Below are 20695 nucleotides of genomic sequence, written 5' to 3' on the forward strand. Positions count from 1 at the left end.
GAATAATTTAGTGTGAAAATGGGAAGGCCTTCACAGGCTCCGGCTGCGGAAGTCGCGCCAGCGACTAACTCTGTATCTACAGCCGCAGCCTGTCAGAGCCTTCCTTTGAGCATCAATCTGGACCAAAATAGAGCCGTGCTCCATTCATGAACCGTAGATTACCGCCTGCTGTGTAAATTACTTTAAGCGTATAGTTCGGACCTTGGCCAGGCTTTACAGGCACATCGATCACATGGCCGATACGTACCACTTCATAGCCCTGCGGTACGTAGCCGCCCGACCAAACCGTTGGATCTGTCCACGTACCGTTTTTTACGGTTTGCAGGAAAGTCGGCACTACCGTTATAATCTTGGTTCCGGTTGCCGAAACAAGACTGTTGCTGGCCGTAACGGTAATAGTATACGTAGTGGGTTGCATTACGCCTGGAGCCGTTTCACTTTTGGTAGGGTCCGTGCTATTACTCGCAAACGTATACGGCCAGTCGGGGCGGCTGCTCCAGGAATAATTTGTTGGCGTAAACAAACTCGCTACCGCCGTAAACGATACGGGCTGACCTGCCGTGTAGGTTTGTGGCGCCGTTGGCAGGATAGTCACGGACGGGAACGTAGTACAGTTGTTGATGATGGATAATGTGCGATCAATTGCGTTACCAACAACCAGGTCCGGGCGGGCGTCGCCAGCCAGTTGACTTGCTTTCAGAACAGTCGGATTTACGCCTGTCGATACCGTAAGGGTGTTTGTAAAACTCATAGTCCCTGTGTTATACAGGATTTTTACGGCATTGTTGGCTGCTTGTGTCACCGCTATATCAAGTCGACCATCCCCGTTCAGATCCACTATTTCTACACCGTATGGAGTTCCACCCACAAACTGGTTTGTGCCCACCATAATAGCTGCCCCGGATGGTGAATTTCCTACGTTACCGTTGTTTTGCAGAATGCGAATTTCGCCGGAATTGGGCAACGTAACGACCATATCGGTTCGTCCGTCATTGTTTAAATCACCAGCCGCAATCCTGCCGGGAGACGCCCCAACGGTACGGGTCACCGACCCTCCGAACGTACCATCGCCATTGCCATAATACTCATAAATCGCTCCGTTAGATTGGCTCAACGTAACCAATTCGACGGCACCATCTCTATTGAGGTCGGTGACTAACATATCGACAGTACCACTCCCACTCCCCTGAGTGGCGGGCGTTCCCAGACCCGATCCCGTACCCAGAAACACCGACGTTGACGCATTACTGGAGTTCAGTACAAGTACGTCGAGCCGGGTATCACGGTTTACGTCAGCAATGAACAATCTGGCTGGATCACGGCCAACGGCCACGCTGGTAGGATTGGCAAACGTACCATTTCCGGCGCCCAGCATCGTCAGCAATTCGCCGTTCGTCGTGGTGCCATTATTTTTGACGACCAACAAATCATTATTTCCATCCCCGTTTACATCCATAATACCGATATCAGACAGATTAGCCGAAAGGGGCAGCTCAATGGCTGGCGCGTAGGTATTGTTCGCATTCGCCAGCAACAGGCGAACGTTGTATAATGACGTTATGGCAATGTCAGGCCGCCGGTCGCCGTTGAGATCGCCGACTGCGATACCGTTGACCGAGTTTACCGTGTTATAGCTGAGAAAACTACCGTACCCATTATTTAGCAACACGCCCAGGTTCACCCCATTACCATTAGGCGTCACCAGATCAAACTTGCCGTCACCCGTCAGATCAGGCGTAGCAACCATCGGCGGGGCCGAACCACCCTGAGTAGTAGCGTAAATCTGCGACTCGCTAAAACCACCTATACTGTTACCCAGTTTGACCGTTACGTTTCCGGCGTCGCGCATGGCCATGACAGCGTCGGGATACGTATCGCCGTTAATGTCGACCACCGTCAAAAAGTAGGGATTGTTATTAACCTCATAATTCGTTCCCGTATTAAAACCGCCCGAGCCATTATTGAGCCGCACGGTCAGGTTAGCCGAGTTTGTATTGGCGCTTAACAGGTCATTGAAGTTGTCGCCGTTTACATCAGCAAGAACGGGATTAACTGGGCCGTCGCCCACTGTGTACGCGCCACCCGTAAACGTGAACGTACCTGTACCGTTGTTCAGACCACGTAACACGTAGTTGCTGCTGCTACTGGAAATCACTACGTCCATTGACGTATTGTTGTCAATTTTACCCAGCCCAATTAGGGGAGCAGGTACGTTGAAAGTCGTTGTGACAGGCGCACCAAACCCACCGGTGCCATTACCAGCCGAAACACTAATCCCCTGTGCATCGGAATTGGCTGTTACAATGTCTACCCGACCGTCGCCCGTTACGTCGCCAAGAGCCGCCGATGCGCTGGACCCGTTCAGCGTCACCGACGTAGCAGCGCCAAAACCACCCGAGCCGTTGCCCAGCAATACGTTAGCGGTATGGGTGCTGAAATCGATGGAAACGATGTCGAGTCGGCTATCTCCGTTGAGGTCGGCTAAGGCGCTGAACTGGCTGCTGTGAAGGGTCGTTACGTTGGTCGGAGCCCCGAAACCGCCCGCACCATTGCCCAGCAAAATAGCTAACGTTGAGTTACCTTTACTCACAACGAGGTCGGCTTTATTATCACCGTTGAGGTCGCCGGCTGATACGTAAACAGGACCATTGGCTGATAAGCCAGCAATGGTCAGCGAAGTAGGTGGCAGGCTTTGTGGCGCAAAACAGGGCGTTTGCGCGTCAACCGACCCAACCAGAAAGGCCAGTAGACCACCAGTCAGAAAACGAAAATGTGTATTCATTGAGTAGTACTAGAAGGAAGAGGTAATAGAAACGTTGATTTACAATCGGTTTTTCCGGCGTCGGTTGGCATGAGTAACGGTATGCGAAGGGCGAACCAGCAGGGCCCGTTCGAGAGCTTCCAGCCGGGTGGCGGTTTGTTTCCGTTCGCGTTCGGCCTGCTGTTTTAACTCGGCAATCTGGGATTTCAATTGTTCATTTTCCAGCGCCAACGCCTGCACGCCACTCAACGTAACAGCCGTGAAATCGTGGCTGTTGAGCAACGTATCACAACCGATCGTGCCTAACGCATCATGACCAAACCGGGCAAAGAAATCCTGCGCCATCGGGCCATAATGCCGTTCGCTACGTTGGCCTTTGTAGTTCCAGGTACCCAGACGTAGCGTGCGGATATTCGCCAGCAAGTCAGTGTGATTAACGGGCAGAAATCGTTCTTTTTTCGTTGAGTCGGAGATGGACGACCAGGCGTTACCACCAGCGGGCACTTGTACACCAATACTAGCCACTGTATTCGTGAATAATCGGTATCCCCCGATAAATCGGGCGGTATATTGGTTAACCCCTGAACTGGTCACTTTGGTAAGGGTGCTGTTATCACCTAAAGCAAACGAACCGGAGTAGCCATTGGTTGATGCCGAACTTCCCAGCGCAACCGAATTGTTACCACTAGCTATAGTAAAGAAACCCATAGCAACCGAGTTATTACCACTGGCAATATTGTTGTAACTCAGTGCAATCGAGTTATTACCACCAGCCGTACTGTTGCTTCCGATCACCACCGCGCCTGTTCCAGTTGCAGTATTTGAATACCCCATCGTCACGGCGTACCCTCCACTGGTAATATTACGCCCACCCATAGCTGTGCTATACCCACCACTTGATCGATTATATGTCCCCATAGCAATAGAACCTTCCTGGGCTGCTACGTTGTTGTACCCTGCAGCAAACGAATAATCTCCAGTAGCCGATTGGAGCGCTCCTAAAGCAATGGCACCAGTGCCCGTACCACTATTCTGATTCCCGGCGATAAAGCTCCCGTAGCCAGCCTGAGGAATTGTAGAGAAACCGTGAAAACCACTGACCAGCGATGCTTTGGTAATATCATAGACCAGCCCCGAACCAACTGGGTCATAATTTCTCGTGTCTAACTGATATAAACGACGCCAACGTAGCCTAAATCCGGCGCCTACATTGGCATCATTGTCGGACTTGAACCTAACCAAGACTCCATAACCCGGTACTACCAGCGCCGAAGCAGGCTGTACGTTACCTGAGTAGGCCGCCCGTCCCCCATATTGATCCTCAATGATAACCGAATCGCCATTGGCTTCGGTATCCAGCAGCTCGAAGGTCAGTTCGTAACCCGCCGTAACATTGGCATCATCATATAAAGAAACTGTACAATTCAGATTAGGCGCGTAGTTTCCAGTACCGCCCGGATCGAGCAATACGCCGGTCGTTGTTTCAATTGCTGAGTTTGAACAGTCCATTGTGTACGTACCCGAAACAGGATCAGTTGTAACCCGGTATCTGGTCTGTACCTGAAATTTATTTCGGCTGTACATGTCAATATCCTGTTTGGGCGGCACACCCGTCGGCGAGTTAAAACCCATCTGAGCCCGTACAGAAATTGACAGGACGACCAGCAATCCAAAAGTCAGGAAACGTTGTAGTTGTATTTGCATCGATAGAAAAGCTTTTTTGTTTATGATTGGTAGTCAGGCGTTAATCTCGTGGCTTTGTTCTGTCACCGAAACAGTAACTATACGCAGCAAAAATGCCTCATACGTTAATTCTTAATTAAACTTCTTTATTTACCGGTATTGAGGTAAAGAAGCGCCCGATCAAGTACTTCATCTTTACCAGATCGTATACCTTTAATCGTCGGACGCACCAGAATTTTAGGCTGCAAACCTACCTGCTGCAACTGTCGCCCATCGGCATGACGTACATCGTGCCCACTGAATGTCAAGCCGATATCCCCTGGAATCTGAAAACTCGTTACGTCGCCGTTGGCACCGGCAGTCGGGCTACCGATGAACTCCGTGCCGTTGGCCGCTTCAAAAAACAACCCCGAATGTTCGGCCTGACTCTGGGTACGTTCGTCGATGAGCATCACCGTTTTGCCTTTGTAAACCGGCTGGCCCGTGTTAGGTGGAATTTGCTGACTGAAGAAATATTTCTGTGTCGCATTCTCAGAATCACCGACAAGAATATCGGGGGCATTAGGCGCGTAACGGAAGAACTGTGCGGCCACTACGTTAGGCTTGTTAGTCAGGTAAGGCGCTATTGTCCAAGCCGTTCCCTGTGGGTAGTTCCGCATGTCGAAGATGATCGCTTTTGTATTTTTGAACTTCTCGAACATCCCCGCTACGTCCTTGGTCTGTAGCCGGCCCATGTGCGCGTAACCGATGTTACCCGGTAACAATTTGTATACTGCCGACGTATCATTCGGGGTACGTAATTCGCTGGACGATTGCGCCATGATCGTTACGTTTTTTTCACGACCATCAGCACCGATTAATTTCAGTTGAATGGGCTTTCCAACAGGCCCACGAATAAGCCGCCAGGAAAGGTCGCGCTGGCGAACCCACTCGTTCGACGCGGGCTGAATGGCGGACATACGGGCGATACGTTCCCCAATCTTTTCGCCATTTACTTCCGTCAGCACGTCCCCCGCCTGAATGCCTTTGGCACGTACCGAATCCGCCCAGACTTTGGTGATAACGGGCTTATTTTCAATGAATCGAATGTCGATCAGGCTACTGCCCGCACCGGCATAGTAACGTAGTGGCGATGCGTTAATAAAGCCATGACTGTCCTGAATATTCCGGTAAAACCTAGCTACCGCAATTGCATAAGTCGTCGAGTCTGACGCAGCCGCCAATTGCCCGACTGCCGTGCGCAAATTCGCCTTCCAGTCGGTTGGCATTAGTTCTTTATAGGCAAAAAAGTAGTTAATAACCGACCAGATTTTCGCACCGGCCAGCAGTCGGTAACCAAGCGTCGGATATTTATCGGCAGCATATTTGGTTGGCGGAGGGGCCACTGGCAACGTAGCAGGTACGTTTTTCACACCCAGCGTTCCGTCGGAGTTGACCAGTTCGCCCGTTCGGAACTTCACCTGAATACTATTGCTGAATGGGAACGTAACGGTGCTGGCCAACTGACCATCGGTCAACGTATCATCGCTTCGGAACGTAACGTGTGGGCGATTTTTCAAGGCATACAGAGCCGGAGGCAGCGCTGCGTTTTTATTGACCAGCAACGTAATTGGACGATTTTTGGCCGATGGCCGGGGCTGAATGGACTGGCCGCTCTGTAGATAAAATCCCGACCAGTAGCCATTCGTTCCTCCTCCTTCGGTAGCAAAACCGCTGTGGTTCCGTCGGCGCATACCGGGCGTTGTGTACGGTTCAGTCGACAGCACACGAGCCAGTCCTACGTAATCCAGTACAAAGCCGAACCCCTCCAGCTCCATTTCGCTAAGGGGTCGGGCACTACGTAGATCAAGCCGGAGCGACCGGGCTTTTGGTAACTGACTGGCGAAATAGCCCAACTTATCAATGAACGGTTCTACGTCGGCCACGCCCCCGTAGCCGTTCATTTTCAATACCAACGTACTGTCGGCATCGAACAGTACCTGTACCGTATCGCCCATTGTCGGCTGACTCACGGGTTTGGTTTTTAGTGACACTGTGGTTGCCTCATCGTTCAGCACAGCCAGCATCTGGCGGATGGCAGTCACGGTTTCTGCGTCGGTTTTGGCTTGCGCAACCAGCGGAGCCGCTACCGCAAATGCTGAATCCCAATTGATGGGTTTATAGCCGAGGTAGGGATGAAAAAACTTGATGTGGCCGTATAACTCCGAAAGCTTGGCCACTCGCTCGATTTGAGCGGGCGTGTAAGGTGTGGTTTGGGCGGAAAGCGCAGCAGAAAATAATAGTATGACAACTAAGCTACGTAGTACGGCAAAGGCGAACTTGGCAAACGTAATGTTCTGCAACATTGATATCGAGCAAAGTGAAAATTGAGGCCCCGACAGGCTCCGGCTGTCGGAGTCGCGTTAGCGACTAACTCTGTTGCTACAACCGACAGCCGGAGCCTGTCGGAGCCTTACTTAAATAGCCCCGTTTTCAAGGCTTTAGCTACGGCCTCAGACTTTGAGTTGACGTGCAGTTTTTCGTAAATATTTACGATGTGCGTTCGCACCGTGCCCATGCTGATGCCGCAGTGATGCGCAATGAGTTTATAACTGTCGCCCTCGACCAACCGTTGCAGTACTTCCTTTTCTTTATCAGTCAGCAGAAAATCGTTGGGTTTGGGCTGATGGAAGGCTTCCAGCACTTTCAGCGCAATGGAAGGCGTCATAGCGGCTCCACCCGATTTTACCTCCCGGATAGCGTCCATGATTTTGTCGGCGGGTGTTTTTTTGAGCAGATAGCCCACCGCTCCAGCCGAGATAGCCGCAAAAATGCGCTCTACGTCCTCAAAGACGGTCAGCATCAGAATTTTAGGCTTGTCGGTCTGCTGCCGAATGAGCTTTACTGCTTCAATCCCCGTCCGGCCGGGCATGTCGATGTCCATCAGAATTACGTCGGGTTGGTCCTGCCGGACATATTCCACTACGTGCAGGGCATCGGCGTACTTTCCAACGGTGAGCAGATCGTCTGTTGCTTCAAAAATCAGTCCCAGCGTTTCGCGCAGGGAATCGTTATCATCAAAAATAGAAACTCGAATCATAAGAATGTGGAAATCTACACGCTATAGTCTGACAAAAATAAGATAGCTATTGACGTCAGTAAATCGGATAAACGTATGACCCTTACAAGCCAACAACCAATTGCAAACTGGTTCCCTGCCCCGGTGCCGACTGGATAGCCAACGTACCGCCCATGTCGGTAGCGCGTTGCTGCATACTGGCCCGTCCGGTTCGCGTGGTCGGCCGTGCTACGTCAAACCCTTGCCCGTCGTCTTCAATCAAGACTTTAAGCTGGCCATTCTGTTGCTCGAAACGTAGCGTGGCCTTCGTTGCCTGGGAGTACTTCACCAGATTATTGATGGCTTCCTTACCAATCAGATACAGATTCCGACGTACTTCCATCGACACCGGAAACCCATCCAACGTAGCATCGACGGCAAAGTCAAAATGAATGTTTTTAGATTCCATCAAAGGCTGGGCGTACTCCTGCAAACGGAGCGCGATGCGATGCAACGTATCATTGCCGGGATTGATGGTCCAGATGATTTCATCGACGGATTCGAGTATTTGGCGGGCGTCGGTATTGATTTTGTGAATGGCCTGTTCAATACGTTCCGGGCGATTCTGGGCGATTAGGTTTTTCACCATGCCACTCAATAACGAGATGCTCGACAACGTACTGCCCACTTCATCGTGGAGGTCGTGGGCGATCTGTTGTCGTAAACGTTGTGCCTCTTCCAGTCGACGGAGTTTAGCTCGGTTCAATAACCAGGCGGAAGCGGTTCCGGCCAATAACAAAACCAGTAAACTTCCAATACTAAGGGCGTTGTTCTGCAAGCGTATCCGTTCGGCTTCTTTATCGTGCAGTTGAGCCTGTTGGCGGAGGACTTTAATCTGGGCTTCTTTCTTCTCAGTTTGGTACTGAGTCAGTAGCCGATGAACAGCGACTTCGGCACGGACATTCGCAGCCGAATCGACCAGTCGGTTCTTCTCCACCTGAAACGCGTATGCCTGCTGGTAGTTCTGCTGTTTAGCGTAAAATTCTGTGAGGGCCTGACGAGCATCCTGTGCGTTGGCCCGTTGACTGGTGCTTTCTGCATTGGCTAGTGCCTCCTTGTAGGCAGCCTCGGCTTTGGCGTTTTCTTTAAGCGATTCGTAAAGTTGCCCGATGACAATATAAGCTGTATACATGGCTTCTCTATTCTCCTGCTGCCGGGCAATACGAAGGGCTTTCTGGGCGAGGGGCAGGCCATCGGCCGGGTGTTTCGACTGATCAAGTACCCGAGCAATATTGGTTAGAATATCTGTCTGTAACAGCTCAAAGTCAACTTTTTCAGCCAGTTTCAGCGCGATTCGATAGTGGCTGAGGGCAATAGCCAGTTTACCCAGACCTTCGTAACTATTTCCCAGCTCATTTTCAGCAATGGCTTCATTTCTAGGATTGCCACTCTCTTTTTCGATTGCCAGTGCCCGCTGGAAATACGGGAGAGCCTCCCGCTGTTTTCCCATCTTTTTTAGTGCATCGCCTACATTTGCCCAGGCATTTGCCCGAGGAATAAGCCCATATTGCTCCTGAAATCGAATGGCTTTAAGCGAGTTTTCCATCACCTTCGGCCACTGCTCCAGTTTCCCGTAGGCCACCGATACATTCGCCATCAGGTCAAAAATTTCCTGCTTAGGAGCGTTATGCGTTTGAGCCGTTTCAACCGCCTTCCGGAAATTGGTGAGTGCGTTGGCAGGCTGGTTTGTCAACAAATAGCGTGTAGCCCGGATATTATATACGGCAATGACGCCCGTCCACCAGCCAATCTGTCGACACAATACCTCCGAACGCTGACTCAATGAATCGGCTCGCTCGTAAGCTGCTTTTTCGTAGATTAGTTTACGAGTCGTACGGTTGAGAGCACGGGCATAAACCGAGTCGCGGGCTGTATAGTTTTTCAGAAAAACATCCAGTGAGTCCAGCGAATTAGGAATTTGTGCGGCCGTGGGGAAGTTGCCTGATAACCATAAACAGGTAAGGATTGAGAACAAGAGGTGATGGGGTTTCATAATGTATTTCTACTGGTCGTGAATAGTTCATATCAGGCAATGGACGTAGTGAAAACCAATTGGGTGCCCTGCTCCGGGGCAGAACGTACTTCCAGCAAACCGCCCATGGCTTCGGCCCGTTGTTTCATGCTACGTTGTCCGTTACGGGTACTGGCTTCGGTCTGAACAAAACCCCGTCCGTTGTCTTCAATCAGTACTCTCAACCGATTGTCTTTACGTTCAAAACGTAACGTAGCCCGTGTTGCCTGCGAGTATTTCACTAGGTTATTAATAGCCTCTTTGCCAATCAGATACAGATTTCGTCGTACTTCCATCGGTACCGGAACGTTATCCAGCGACGTATCGGCACTGAATTGAAGATCAATTCCTTTGGACTCCATCAGGGGTTGGGCGTACTCCCTCAGACGTAACGCGACGCGATGTAATGAATCATTACCGGGGTTGATGGTCCAGATGATTTCGTCGACGGATTCCAGAATCTGACGAGCGTCGGTGTAGATTTTCTGGACAATCTTCTGGGCCGATTCTGGCCGGTTCTGGCTGAGCAACGTATCGGTATGGCTACTCAGCATCGAAATACTACTGAGGGTGCTGCCCACCTCGTCATGAAGATCATGCGCAATCTGTTTGCGAAGATTCTGAGCTTCTTCCAGCCGCCGAAGTCGAGCCCGGTTCAGTAGCCAGGCGCTTACTGCCCCTCCCAAAAGCACAATCAACATCCCACCAATCAGGAGCGCGTTTGTTTGCCAGCGTTTCACCGCCAGTTCTTTATCACGCAACTGCGCCTGCTGATTCAGTAATTTGATTCTGGCTTCTTTCTTTTCGGCTTCATAACGAGCTACCAGTTCGTCGGTGCGGGCTTTCTGCTCGTCCGTCATCACGGAATCACGCAGTTTCTGTTCCTGAATTTTATAGATATAGGCGTTATGGTAATCGTTACGAAGAGCAGCTACAACAGCCCGTTCGCCCATAAACAAGACCTGATTGGCCATACTACCACTTTCCTGCGCCAGCTCGAATGCCTGCCCTAACTCGGCATCGGCCGCTACGTACTGCTTCTGCTTCATATACACTTCACCCAGGGTGTAATGGGCATTCGCGGTATTGTGGGCATAATCAAGTCGCTTGGCTAGTGCCAGTGCCTGCTTGCCATAAGCTAGTGCCTGTTGGTCATGACCAAGCTCGCTATGATTGATTGCCAGGCCATTAAGGGCGTCGACCTGACTAGGCTCGAATCCAGTCTGCCGGCTGTGAACCAGCGCACTACCATACATGGCAACAGCTAGTTTATACTGCCCTTTCTCGTTGTATAACGCCCCTAAATCGACCTCCAGGGGTGTTTGCTGAATAAGTGCCTTATTTTCCTGAGCAATGGCAATTCCTTCCTGTACATAAGTTACCGCCTTATCGATTTGACCTGATTGGCGAAACAAAAATCCCAGCGTTCCGCGCAGACTTTCGTTGCGGGGCCGAATGTTATAGCGCGTTTCGACCTGAACCGCCTGCATCGTTACGTCAAGGGCTTCTTTGAGCTGTCCCCGAAGTCGATACGTTGCTCCCAGGTTGGCCAGCGTCCGGCATAGGGTTAATTTGGGAAGCTTGTACCGGTCAATATCCTGGATGAGCTGCCGAAATATTCGAATGGTATTTTCCGACTTGTTGAGTTGCATTTGTGCCCCCCCCTGCGTCACCATCGACCGGGAAACGCCCGGACCAAAATTGAGTTTTCGCGACAGTTGCTCGCTCTGATGGGCTATCGAATCGGCCTGCCTGCTGGAGCCACCCACGTAGAGCTGATAGGCATAGTCGGCTAGGGTACGGGCGTAGGTAGTATCGTTTGTTTTACCAGCCGACTGTAATTTTTTAACTTCACGAGCCAGCGAATCAATTTGGCGGGAAGTCTGCGTCTGGCTTACAGCGTCTAGGCCCGTCGCTACGTATAGGCAAGTAAAAAAGAGAGCTACGTAAAATTTCAATCTCATGAGAGTTATATATACTCTCTAAATTTCAACGAATTATCACTCAATCGACAATAGTTTTAGTAAACGGTTAACTTACTACACGGTTAGTTTTCGAGTGATCCTTGCATAATCCGGCAGATTCTTGATGCACGCTCATTTTATTCAGGCAATTTTAAACAGAAGCTGACAACTGGCTTGGCTGGGTTGCGTACCTTTGTATTCTGATTCAAGCTAATCTATGAAATACAAAAAGCACGTTTTCATTTGTAATAACCAGAAGGCCGCTCCCAAGAAATCATGTGGCGAGGCTCATGGCAACGAACTAGTCGATGCGTTTAAAGCCGCTCTGGCCGAACGCGGTCTGTTAAAAGAAATGCGCGCCCAACGTACCGGCTGCCTCGATGCCTGTGCGTTCGGGCCGGCGATAGTGGTTTATCCAGAAGGTACGTATTACGGCAACGTCCAGCTCTCCGACGTCAACGAAATTGTTGAAAGTCATCTAATTAACGACCAGCCCGTAGAACGACTCAAGCTTGATTATTGAAGTTATAAAGTTGTAGGGTTATAGGGTTGTAAAGTTGGCTGACGCGAAAGCAATTCATGCGCCAGCCAACTGTACAACCCTATAACTCTACAACTTTACAACTCTCCTGTTATGAAATACCGCCATCTTTTCTTTGACCTGGATCATACGCTTTGGGATTTTGACCGCAACTCGGCGGAATGTCTTGTTGAACTATTTGATACGTTTCGGTTGGGCGAATTAGGTATCAACTCGGCGGATGAATTCAGTCGGCATTTTATTGCCATTAATCGGAAGTTGTGGGCCGATTACGACAAAAATTTAATCGAACACACTTACATTCGGAAACACCGATTTCCGCTTGTATTTCAGGCATTGGGTATTGATGAATCGGCGGTTCAGGCCGATTTGAACGTTGAATACCTAAAGCTGTTGCCCTGCAAAGCGCACCTGCTCGAATCGGCACGGGAAATACTGGATTACCTGCACGGGCGCTACGTTATGCATATCATTACCAACGGTTTCGCCGAAATCCAGGCCGCAAAAATGGCCAGCTCTGAGATCACTCACTACTTCACGCACGTTATTACCAGCGAAAACGCCAACGCCAAAAAGCCAGATCCGCTGGTGTTTCAATATGCCATGGAAATTAGCGGCACAAACGTATCGGAAAGCCTGATGATTGGCGACAATTACGAAGCCGATATTCTGGGGGCTAAAAGCGTGGGTTTAGATACGGTATTCTATAATCCGCAAGGCCAGATCGTTGACGATAAGCCTACTTACGATATCCGCCACTGGAACGAACTCCTGTCGATTTTATAAATCGGAAAAGAAACTGGTAGAAAATCGTATTACGTTTGCTTTGTCTCTTCCGACATTGCTGTCAATTACTCCCCTACCATGAATCGATTTCGCTACGTTCTGTTCCTACTTTGCTTTCCAGTTTTATTATACAGCCAGCCCCTCAGCGTCGATGTTTGCATTTATGGTGGTACGTCGGCGGGAGTAATTGCGGCTTATTCGGCCAAGAAATCAGGCAAAACGGTCGTGCTTATCGAACCGGGTCAGCACTTGGGCGGGATGTCGTCGGGTGGACTGGGCGCGACTGATATTGGGAATAAACGGGCCATAACGGGGCTGTCGCGCAATTTTTATAAACGTATCGGTCGTCATTACGGAAAACCGGAGCAGTGGACTTTTGAGCCACACGTAGCAGAAGCGGTATTTAAGCAATACGTCCGAGAAGCCAACGTACCGGTTTGGTTTGGCTATCAACTCGCGTCGGTTTCAACGAAGAATCAACAAATTGAGGAGATTTCGGTAGAACCGGCTTCAACCACTAAGTCGGCTTCAAACCGAGTGATACGTGCCAAACAGTTCATCGACTGCTCTTACGAAGGTGATTTGATGGCGAAATCGGGCGTCGAATTTACCGTTGGTCGGGAGTCTGCCAGTCAATATAACGAACCTCTGAACGGTGTGCAGTTTCGCGATAAACACCAATTTCCCGATGGAGTCGACCCTTACGTAGTGCCCGGCAAGCCTGAAAGTGGATTAGTCTGGGGGATTGGCACTGCTACATTGGCTCCAAACGGCACCGCCGACAACACCGTTCAGGCGTATAATTTTCGACTGTGCCTGACCGATAACCCAGCTAATCGCATCCCGATTACACGCCCCGAAGGTTACGATTCTACAAAATATGAGTTGCTGCTACGTCAGATTTCCCAAAAGATGCCTAAAGAGCTGACCTGGAATCTGATGCACTTCGTAATGATGCCCAATCGAAAAACCGACATCAACAACTGCGGGGGTTTTTCGACCGACATGATCGGCGCGAATTACGATTATCCTAATGCCAGCTACGCCCGTCGAGCCGAAATCATCCGCGAGCACGAACTGTACACAAAAGGTCTTTTTTATTTTATCGGCCACGACTCACGGATACCCAAACACCTGCGCGACGAAATGCTGCAATGGGGTTACCCAAAAGACGAATACGTTGATAATAAAAACTTTAGCCCTCAACTTTATATCCGCGAAGGTCGCCGACTCGTAGGCGAATACGTAATGACGCAGGCCAATTGCGAAGGTAAAGTTGTCGTTCCTGATTCGATTGGCATGGCGGCTTACACAATGGATTCACACAATTGCCAGCGGTTGGTGGTGAAAGACGCAAACGGCGTAGCACACGTACGTAACGAAGGTGATGTGCAGGTCGGTGGATTTCCGCCTTATCCGGTTAGTTACCGGGCGCTTATTCCGAAGCGGGGTAGTATCCAGAATCTGCTGGTGCCGGTTTGTCTGTCGGCCAGCCACATTGCGTATGGCTCGATACGTATGGAACCGGTATTTATGGTGTTGGGGCAATCGTCAGCACAAGCCGCCTGCCTCGCAATTGATAGTAAAAAAGCGGTTCAGGACATCGACGTACTGAAATTACAACAGCTCATCAAAGCGCAGAACAAACAACAAATTAACTAAGCTGTTCCATTTTTATGCAACTCAAAAACGCAACGGCTATCGTCACCGGAGGAGCTTCCGGGCTAGGTGAAGCCACTACGCGGCTGCTGGCGGCCAACGGCGCGAACGTAGTGATTCTCGATCTAAATGTTGAACGCGGCAATGCGCTGGCCGAAGAATTAGGGAATTCGGTACGTTTCCACCGAACCAACGTAACGGATGAAGAAGACGTACAGGCCGCTATAAATCTTGCTGTTGAAACCTTTGGCGGATTGCACATTAACGTCAACTGTGCCGGTGTAGCCGAAGCCCGTAAAACAGTCGGCAAAGTCGACGGAGTGTACGGCGCGCATTCGTTGGCGGTTTTTCAGAAACTGATTGCGATTAACCTCATCGGTACGTTCAATGTGATACGGCTGGCCGCACTAGCCATGGAGCACAATGAACCTAACGACGAAGGAGAACGGGGTATCATTATTAACACAGCGTCGGTGGCGGCTTATGACGGACAGATTGGCCAGGCAGCTTATTCAGCGTCAAAAGGCGGCATTGTGGGAATGACGCTGCCCATTGCCCGTGATTTATCCCGTTCAGGCATCCGTGTTATGACTATCGCGCCGGGTTTGTTCGAAACGCCTTTATTAGCCGGTTTGCCTGAAGAAGCACGCTTATCGTTAGGGCAACAGGTTCCGTTTCCGTCACGTTTAGGCCGGCCGGCTGAATATGCACTGCTGGCCAAAAGCATCATCGAAAATCCCATGCTCAATGGCGAAGTTATCCGGCTGGATGGGGCAATTCGGATGGCTCCGAAGTGACTAGTGCACTACACCGTTGGTAAGTATTGCATACGTATCGAACGTAATGAATTCGATTATACTGACTTTATCCAAGTTTGCTAACTTAAAGTCTCATATGCAAAAGAGCCGCTTGTGATAGCGGCTCTTTTGCATATGAGACTTTCTCACAATCAGTTACATTGAAAAACTTAACCGTGTAAATACAAATCGACCATTATACCCGCCCTGGTTGGGTTGATATAACAACCGCCCCCGATTCGACGCGTCCCGACCTGAATTATAGTCAACACTGCCTAATGCGTTACGTGGGTCAATATAAATTTGATCAGGATAGACATCAAATACGTTATTAGCTCCCAGAGACACGGTCAGTTTTTTCGTCGCCCGGAAACCCACTACTAAGTCAGTCTGCCAAAGTGCCGAATAGGTTTGATCGATAAAAGCATTACCATTGGCATCCCGCGCAAACTGCGTATTCCAATACGTTCCATCCGACTTCTTAATGGTAGGATCTACATTATGCACGTACTTAATTTCGCCAAAACGAACGGTACGTGCTGTAATATCGAACTTACCAATCGAATAAACCGCACTGATATTCAATTTGCTTTGTGGTTGAAACACCTCAATACGGGACCGTTGCTGGCGGTCGAAGAGTAATGTTCTGAACCACTGGTCCGGGCTACGGCCACTGTTTTCGTTATTTTTTGGATCATCAATTACAGACGTCGAGTTTATCCCAGTTACTTCATTTTTGTTGAAGTTTACGGCTGCCGTAAGCAGTAGAGACCCTTTCCCCAATGCAATCCGGTCGCTCAGCACAATATCGATCCCACGGGTGCGCGTGTTGGCCGCATTAGCAAAGAAATTTACATTATTAACACCTACGTAGTCATTGGCTCCAAATCCTAACAACGCTCTTGAGAAGGCACCGGAATACACAATCCGGTTCGTAATATCGATCTGATACGCATCAATGGTGGCGGTTAAGCGACCAATTTTAGCGGTTGCGCCTAACGTAAGATTAACTGATGTCTCTGGCTTAAGCGCATCCACCCCAATGACGGTACGTGCAATAGGGCTATCATTATTGACCGTTAAGGTGTTAGAAGGCTGCCCACTCACAAACTGCGTACTTGTATTCTGGAAATAACGCTGGTGAAGCGACGGCGCCCGGAAGCCTGTGCTGGCAGCCCCACGCAAGGCAAAATTGGGAGTTATCTGAAAACGAGCGGCCAATTTGCCATTCAACGTTGACCCAAAGTCACTATAGTTTTCAAAACGGCCAGCGGCACCTATCAGCAATTTGCCCATTTCGCCTTCCAGATCAAGATAAAGCGACTGGCTGTTACGTGATTTATTGATCGCATCTGTTTTCTGAAACCCCGGAAATACCTGTGCGCCCGGCAATGCATAATTTGGAAAAAGCCCCTGTCCATTAATCGTCGTCGGCACTTCTTTAACCGTTCCATCGGCAAACGGAATGGGCGCATAAGGCACTATTTTCTTAAGATCGGCTCCCGTATAGGAATTAAGTTCTCCTTCCGTAATGGAGTAGTTTTCCAAACGAAACTCGCCCCCGTATGCTACGTTTAAACTCGACAATACGCCAAGCTGAGTAAAGTTCCGGGAGAAGTCAAGGTTAACCGTATTTTGCGAAAACTGCAGTTTACCGGCATCAAATTCGGTCTGGATGCTACCCGAGCTTGGCAGCGATGCATTGCCCGAATCAAATACAGAGAATTTAAATGAGTTTTGCCCGAACGTATTACTTAAGTCCACGTTCCAGCTACCCAGCTTGGTTTTAAAGCCCACCAACAGTGACTGATCCAAAATTTTCGATCCAATTCCCGGTAAGAAACCATCAGGATAGTAAAGCGCTCCGTCGGCCTTGAGCGGTTGTTGCGAGCGCGAGACCGGAATCCGATTATTGCCGTAGCCCGTGCCGGATCGATACGTCAATCCACCCGTAAAATAAAGCTCTGATTTAGTGCTCACAGGTAGTGAGCCATTGATAAATACCCCTAAATTTTTAGAAGCTGAGTTACCAATAACCATGTTCTGGCGGTCGTAACCTCGTTGAGCGACCAGCTTGGCATCTTCCGTAACCAATGCCTGATTGAAAGCTGCCTGACTGGCAAAACCACCTACCTGATACAAAGCAGTTGTTTTACCATCAGCCAGTGTAATATTTCCAGGAAATCCGCCAGATGCCCCCAGATAAATGGTGGGTGCATTATCAGGGCCACTTCGATTGCTACGTCCCCGTTCATTATACTGACCGCTAACCGTTAGAAAACCAGAAGACCCTAAGCGAAATCCCTTGGTAATATCGAACTGCAATACGCTCCCATCAGTAATATTTTTGCTGATTTGATTAGAGCCGCCATTATATACAGGTACGTTGTATTTCAGGTTTGTCAGGTTCTCGCCCGCTGTTAATGAGGCCGTTAGTCCTTCATAATTTTTCTTTAATACTACGTTGATAACTCCTGCAATGGCATCGGAACCATACTGCGCAGCGGCTCCGTCACGAAGCACTTCGATACGTTCGATGGCGGCCACGGGAATAGCATTCATGTCGGTTCCTACCGAACCCCGACCCACAGTTCCGTTGATGTTGAGCAGTGCTGACGTATGCCGACGTTTACCATTCACCAACACCAGCACCTGGTCAGGACCAAGCCCACGTAACGAAGCCGGATCAAGGTGGTCGGTTCCATCGGCTACGGTCTGACGGTTAGAGTTGAAGGAAGGAGCTGCAAAATTCAGTATCTGGCCAACGTCGACCTGCGGGAAGCCTTTAAGCTCTTTGGTGGTGATGACATCCACTGGGGATAACGTTTGAATATTTGTACGAGCCGTCTGCGAACGTGATCCGACTACGACAACTTCACTTAGGGCCGACGACGTTTCTTTCAGTTCTGCATTGGCTATGGCATCGGTCCCGGCGGCTACTGAGACAGGTACGCTCAATGATTCATAACCCACAAAACTTACTCGAAGTGTATACGTACCAGGGTTTATTTTGAAGGTGTACTCACCATTAGCGTCGGCGGTAGCACCCGTATTGGTACCTACTACAACTATAGTCGCTCCTGGAATTGCTGCCTTCGAAGCGGCATCTATAACACGCCCTCGAACTCCCTGCGCCAGAACGGCGGTGAGCGTCAACCCCCAGAGGGCAGCACTCAACATCAATTGAGTTAGTCTGTAATGAATTTTCATAGGTAGATAAAATTACAAGTAGGCAAAATTAGAATAATCCATCCGCCTAAATGAACTTTTAACAAATAAAATTTTTCTTATTAACTTATTTACCAAATAAATAACTACAAAATAAATATTTTTTGATGAGGTATTATTAAAGTTTGATACAATTAGCAACGTGTATCTTAAAATTGGAAGATTTATTATCTGTTAAAAGTATACTATCTGATTACCAATATATTACCAACAGTAAGTATACTAATAGTATTTCAAAGAACATTTATTTGATATAGTGTAAAAATTCTGCTTACAGTAATTAGACTCGTTAGATTTTGCTCGAAATAATAGATGAATTAAGCTCTTAATCACCTCTGCTAGCTTACTTCGCCATGGGTATATACAGAATACAATTAGCCTGACTTTTCTTTAGCTCACATTAGCCACTTCAATCAATTAACCGAATTATTTTTATTTTACTTTGAAATACAAAGTACTTTTAAATAGATTTGCCAGTCCAAGATGTTTATCATCAAAATCACCAGATTTCTGCCCAGCGATTTCTAATAAGAAGTGAAAATGAAGCGAAGTTTTACAAAAGGATGTAGCCAGATCGGTATTGAGTCAACCACAGAAGTTACCAGAGAAAATAATTTTTAACTTATGCAAAGCCATAGAAAAAACCTGACTGGATGGGCAGTCGTCGCACTCATCATACTTATTCCTTTATTGCTGACACTTCTTGCCCTTTGGCATTGGCAATCAGGCGTTTTTGTTCTTGCCTTTGCTATTTTACTCGGTAGTGCCAATCTCATGTATAAATTGGTATCAACGAATAAAATGAGTAATAAAGTCTATCGATTCGCCGTCGGATTGGCCATATCGGCGGTGCTTTTACTCGTTTGGATGAATGCAGCTGTTGGCGGAATCCTAGGAGATAACCCCGCCAACATGATGTATTTCGGTGTGCTGCTCGTCGGAATAAGTGGAGCCATTATCGCACGTGTAGAGCCACTTGGAATGTCACACGCATTGTTTGCTACGTCGTTCGCAATGGTGCTGGTACCAGCAATTGCGTTGCTAATTGGGACGCCCGCTTTTGCTAATGGTGTCGTTGCGGTATTTGGTCTCCATGGCTTTTTCGCTCTTCTATTTATCGGATCGGCCCTGTTGTTTCGACGCGTACCACGCGAACACAATATGCCCATACAGATCTAACTAATTGATTATAAATCGCTCTCCCAAAAGGAGTAGAAGAGTTATTAAAACAATCGCGTAGAAGATATGGCGCTAACGATTACCAATATTTCTAAAACCTATTCCAGCGGTCGGTCGGCCGATGCGGTTCATGCCTTAACAAATGTAACCCTTACGATTCCCAATGGCTTATACGGTTTGCTGGGTCCGAACGGGGCGGGCAAATCTACGCTGATGCGCATCCTCGCTACGTTGCAGGAGCCTGACGAAGGCAATATTTATCTAGGCAATATCGACGTAGTGAATCAGAAAGATGAGGTACGTCAGACACTTGGCTACCTGCCTCAGGAGTTTGGTCTTTATCCAAAAGCGAGAGCGGAAGAACTGCTCGACCATTTTGCGGTACTCAAGGGTTTCTCCGAACGTCGGTCACGACGGGAAGTTGTTGAGAATCTGCTACGTAGGACGAATCTTTGGGATGTTCGCAAACAAAAGCTGGGCGGTTATTCGGGGGGTATGCGCCAGCGATTTGGCGTCGCAGTAGCTTTGCTGGGAAATCCAAAGTTGTTGATCGTCGATGAACCAACAGCCGGCCTTGACCCAGCCGAGCGGGTTCGTTTCCTGAACTTACTCAGTGAGTTAGGCGAAAACAGCGTAGTGCTGCTTTCTACGCACATTGTTGAAGATGTGAGTGAACTTTGCACCAAAATGGCCATCATCAACAAAGGCAAGATACTGCTTGAGGCCGAACCGCTACGTGCCGTGGATGATCTCCGGGGGAAAATCTGGCGCTGCATGATTTCGAGAGAGGAACTTCCGAAGCTGGAACAGCAGCATTCTATAATTTCTACCAAACTTTTATCAGGCCGCACACTCGTGCATGTGTACAGTGCTACGTCGCCAGGGGAGCAATTTGAACAGGCCATCCCAGACCTTGAAGACGTTTATTTTAGCGCCATGTCGGGGCACTATAAACCTGAAATCAGCGGACAAGATACAGAGGTATAGCC

Annotated in this window: 13 protein-coding genes; 6 read left to right on the forward strand and 7 right to left on the reverse strand. The window is 49.0% G+C overall.

The annotated features are described in order from the left end of the window. Positions 1-112: 112 nt before the first annotated feature. From ACYVF1_RS25680 to ACYVF1_RS25705, 6 genes are all read right to left on the reverse strand, one after another. Entirely contained in the window at positions 113-2782 is a 2670-nt protein-coding gene (locus tag ACYVF1_RS25680) for a beta strand repeat-containing protein (RefSeq protein WP_461084348.1), read from the reverse strand. Positions 2783-2821: 39 nt separating this feature from the next. Beyond that, complete coding sequence (locus ACYVF1_RS25685; protein WP_461084350.1) at positions 2822-4465, reverse strand: tail fiber domain-containing protein; 1644 nt, start codon at positions 4463-4465, stop codon at positions 2822-2824. Between the two features lie 125 nt (positions 4466-4590). Next, positions 4591-6789, reverse strand: coding sequence for a S41 family peptidase (locus tag ACYVF1_RS25690; RefSeq protein ID WP_461084352.1), 2199 nt, complete (start codon positions 6787-6789; stop codon positions 4591-4593). Positions 6790-6896: 107 nt separating this feature from the next. Beyond that, entirely contained in the window at positions 6897-7523 is a 627-nt protein-coding gene (locus tag ACYVF1_RS25695; protein WP_461084354.1) for a response regulator, read from the reverse strand. An 82-nt stretch (positions 7524-7605) separates the two neighbouring features. Further along, positions 7606-9516 carry a tetratricopeptide repeat-containing sensor histidine kinase gene (locus ACYVF1_RS25700; RefSeq protein ID WP_461084357.1) on the reverse strand — a complete coding sequence of 637 codons (1911 nt, stop codon included), beginning with the start codon at positions 9514-9516 and terminating at the stop codon, positions 7606-7608. A gap of 50 nt (positions 9517-9566) precedes the next feature. After that, positions 9567-11516, reverse strand: a complete 1950-nt coding sequence (locus tag ACYVF1_RS25705; protein WP_461084359.1) for a tetratricopeptide repeat-containing sensor histidine kinase — start codon at positions 11514-11516, stop codon at positions 9567-9569. A gap of 217 nt (positions 11517-11733) precedes the next feature. Here ACYVF1_RS25705 and ACYVF1_RS25710 point away from each other — a divergent pair, with 217 nt between their 5' ends. The 4 genes from ACYVF1_RS25710 (at position 11734) to ACYVF1_RS25725 (ending at position 15299) form a co-directional block, all read left to right on the forward strand. Further along, the gene (locus ACYVF1_RS25710; RefSeq protein WP_461084361.1) at positions 11734-12039 is read left to right on the forward strand and encodes a (2Fe-2S) ferredoxin domain-containing protein; all 306 of its coding nucleotides are present in this window, start codon (positions 11734-11736) and stop codon (positions 12037-12039) included. A gap of 111 nt (positions 12040-12150) precedes the next feature. Continuing rightward, positions 12151-12843: a YjjG family noncanonical pyrimidine nucleotidase gene (locus ACYVF1_RS25715; RefSeq protein ID WP_461084363.1), complete on the forward strand. Its 693-nt coding sequence runs from the start codon at positions 12151-12153 to the stop codon at positions 12841-12843. A 78-nt stretch (positions 12844-12921) separates the two neighbouring features. Further along, positions 12922-14505 carry an FAD-dependent oxidoreductase gene (locus ACYVF1_RS25720; RefSeq protein WP_461084365.1) on the forward strand — a complete coding sequence of 528 codons (1584 nt, stop codon included), beginning with the start codon at positions 12922-12924 and terminating at the stop codon, positions 14503-14505. A 14-nt stretch (positions 14506-14519) separates the two neighbouring features. Further along, positions 14520-15299: a 3-hydroxyacyl-CoA dehydrogenase gene (locus tag ACYVF1_RS25725; protein WP_461084367.1), complete on the forward strand. Its 780-nt coding sequence runs from the start codon at positions 14520-14522 to the stop codon at positions 15297-15299. A gap of 156 nt (positions 15300-15455) precedes the next feature. Here the strand turns inward: ACYVF1_RS25725 and ACYVF1_RS25730 are convergent, their stop codons facing one another. Continuing rightward, on the reverse strand, positions 15456-18509 hold the full coding sequence (locus ACYVF1_RS25730; RefSeq protein ID WP_461084369.1) for a TonB-dependent receptor: 3054 nt from the start codon (positions 18507-18509) through the stop codon (positions 15456-15458). 819 nt (positions 18510-19328) lie between these two features. Between ACYVF1_RS25730 and ACYVF1_RS25735 the strand changes: the two genes are divergently transcribed. Both ACYVF1_RS25735 and ACYVF1_RS25740 read left to right on the forward strand, forming a co-directional pair. Further along, on the forward strand, positions 19329-19706 hold the full coding sequence (locus tag ACYVF1_RS25735) for a hypothetical protein (RefSeq protein ID WP_461084371.1): 378 nt from the start codon (positions 19329-19331) through the stop codon (positions 19704-19706). A gap of 66 nt (positions 19707-19772) precedes the next feature. Then, positions 19773-20693: an ABC transporter ATP-binding protein gene (locus tag ACYVF1_RS25740; protein ID WP_461084373.1), complete on the forward strand. Its 921-nt coding sequence runs from the start codon at positions 19773-19775 to the stop codon at positions 20691-20693. Positions 20694-20695 lie beyond the last annotated feature (2 nt).

It is taken from the genome of Spirosoma flavus, assembly GCF_054778555.1.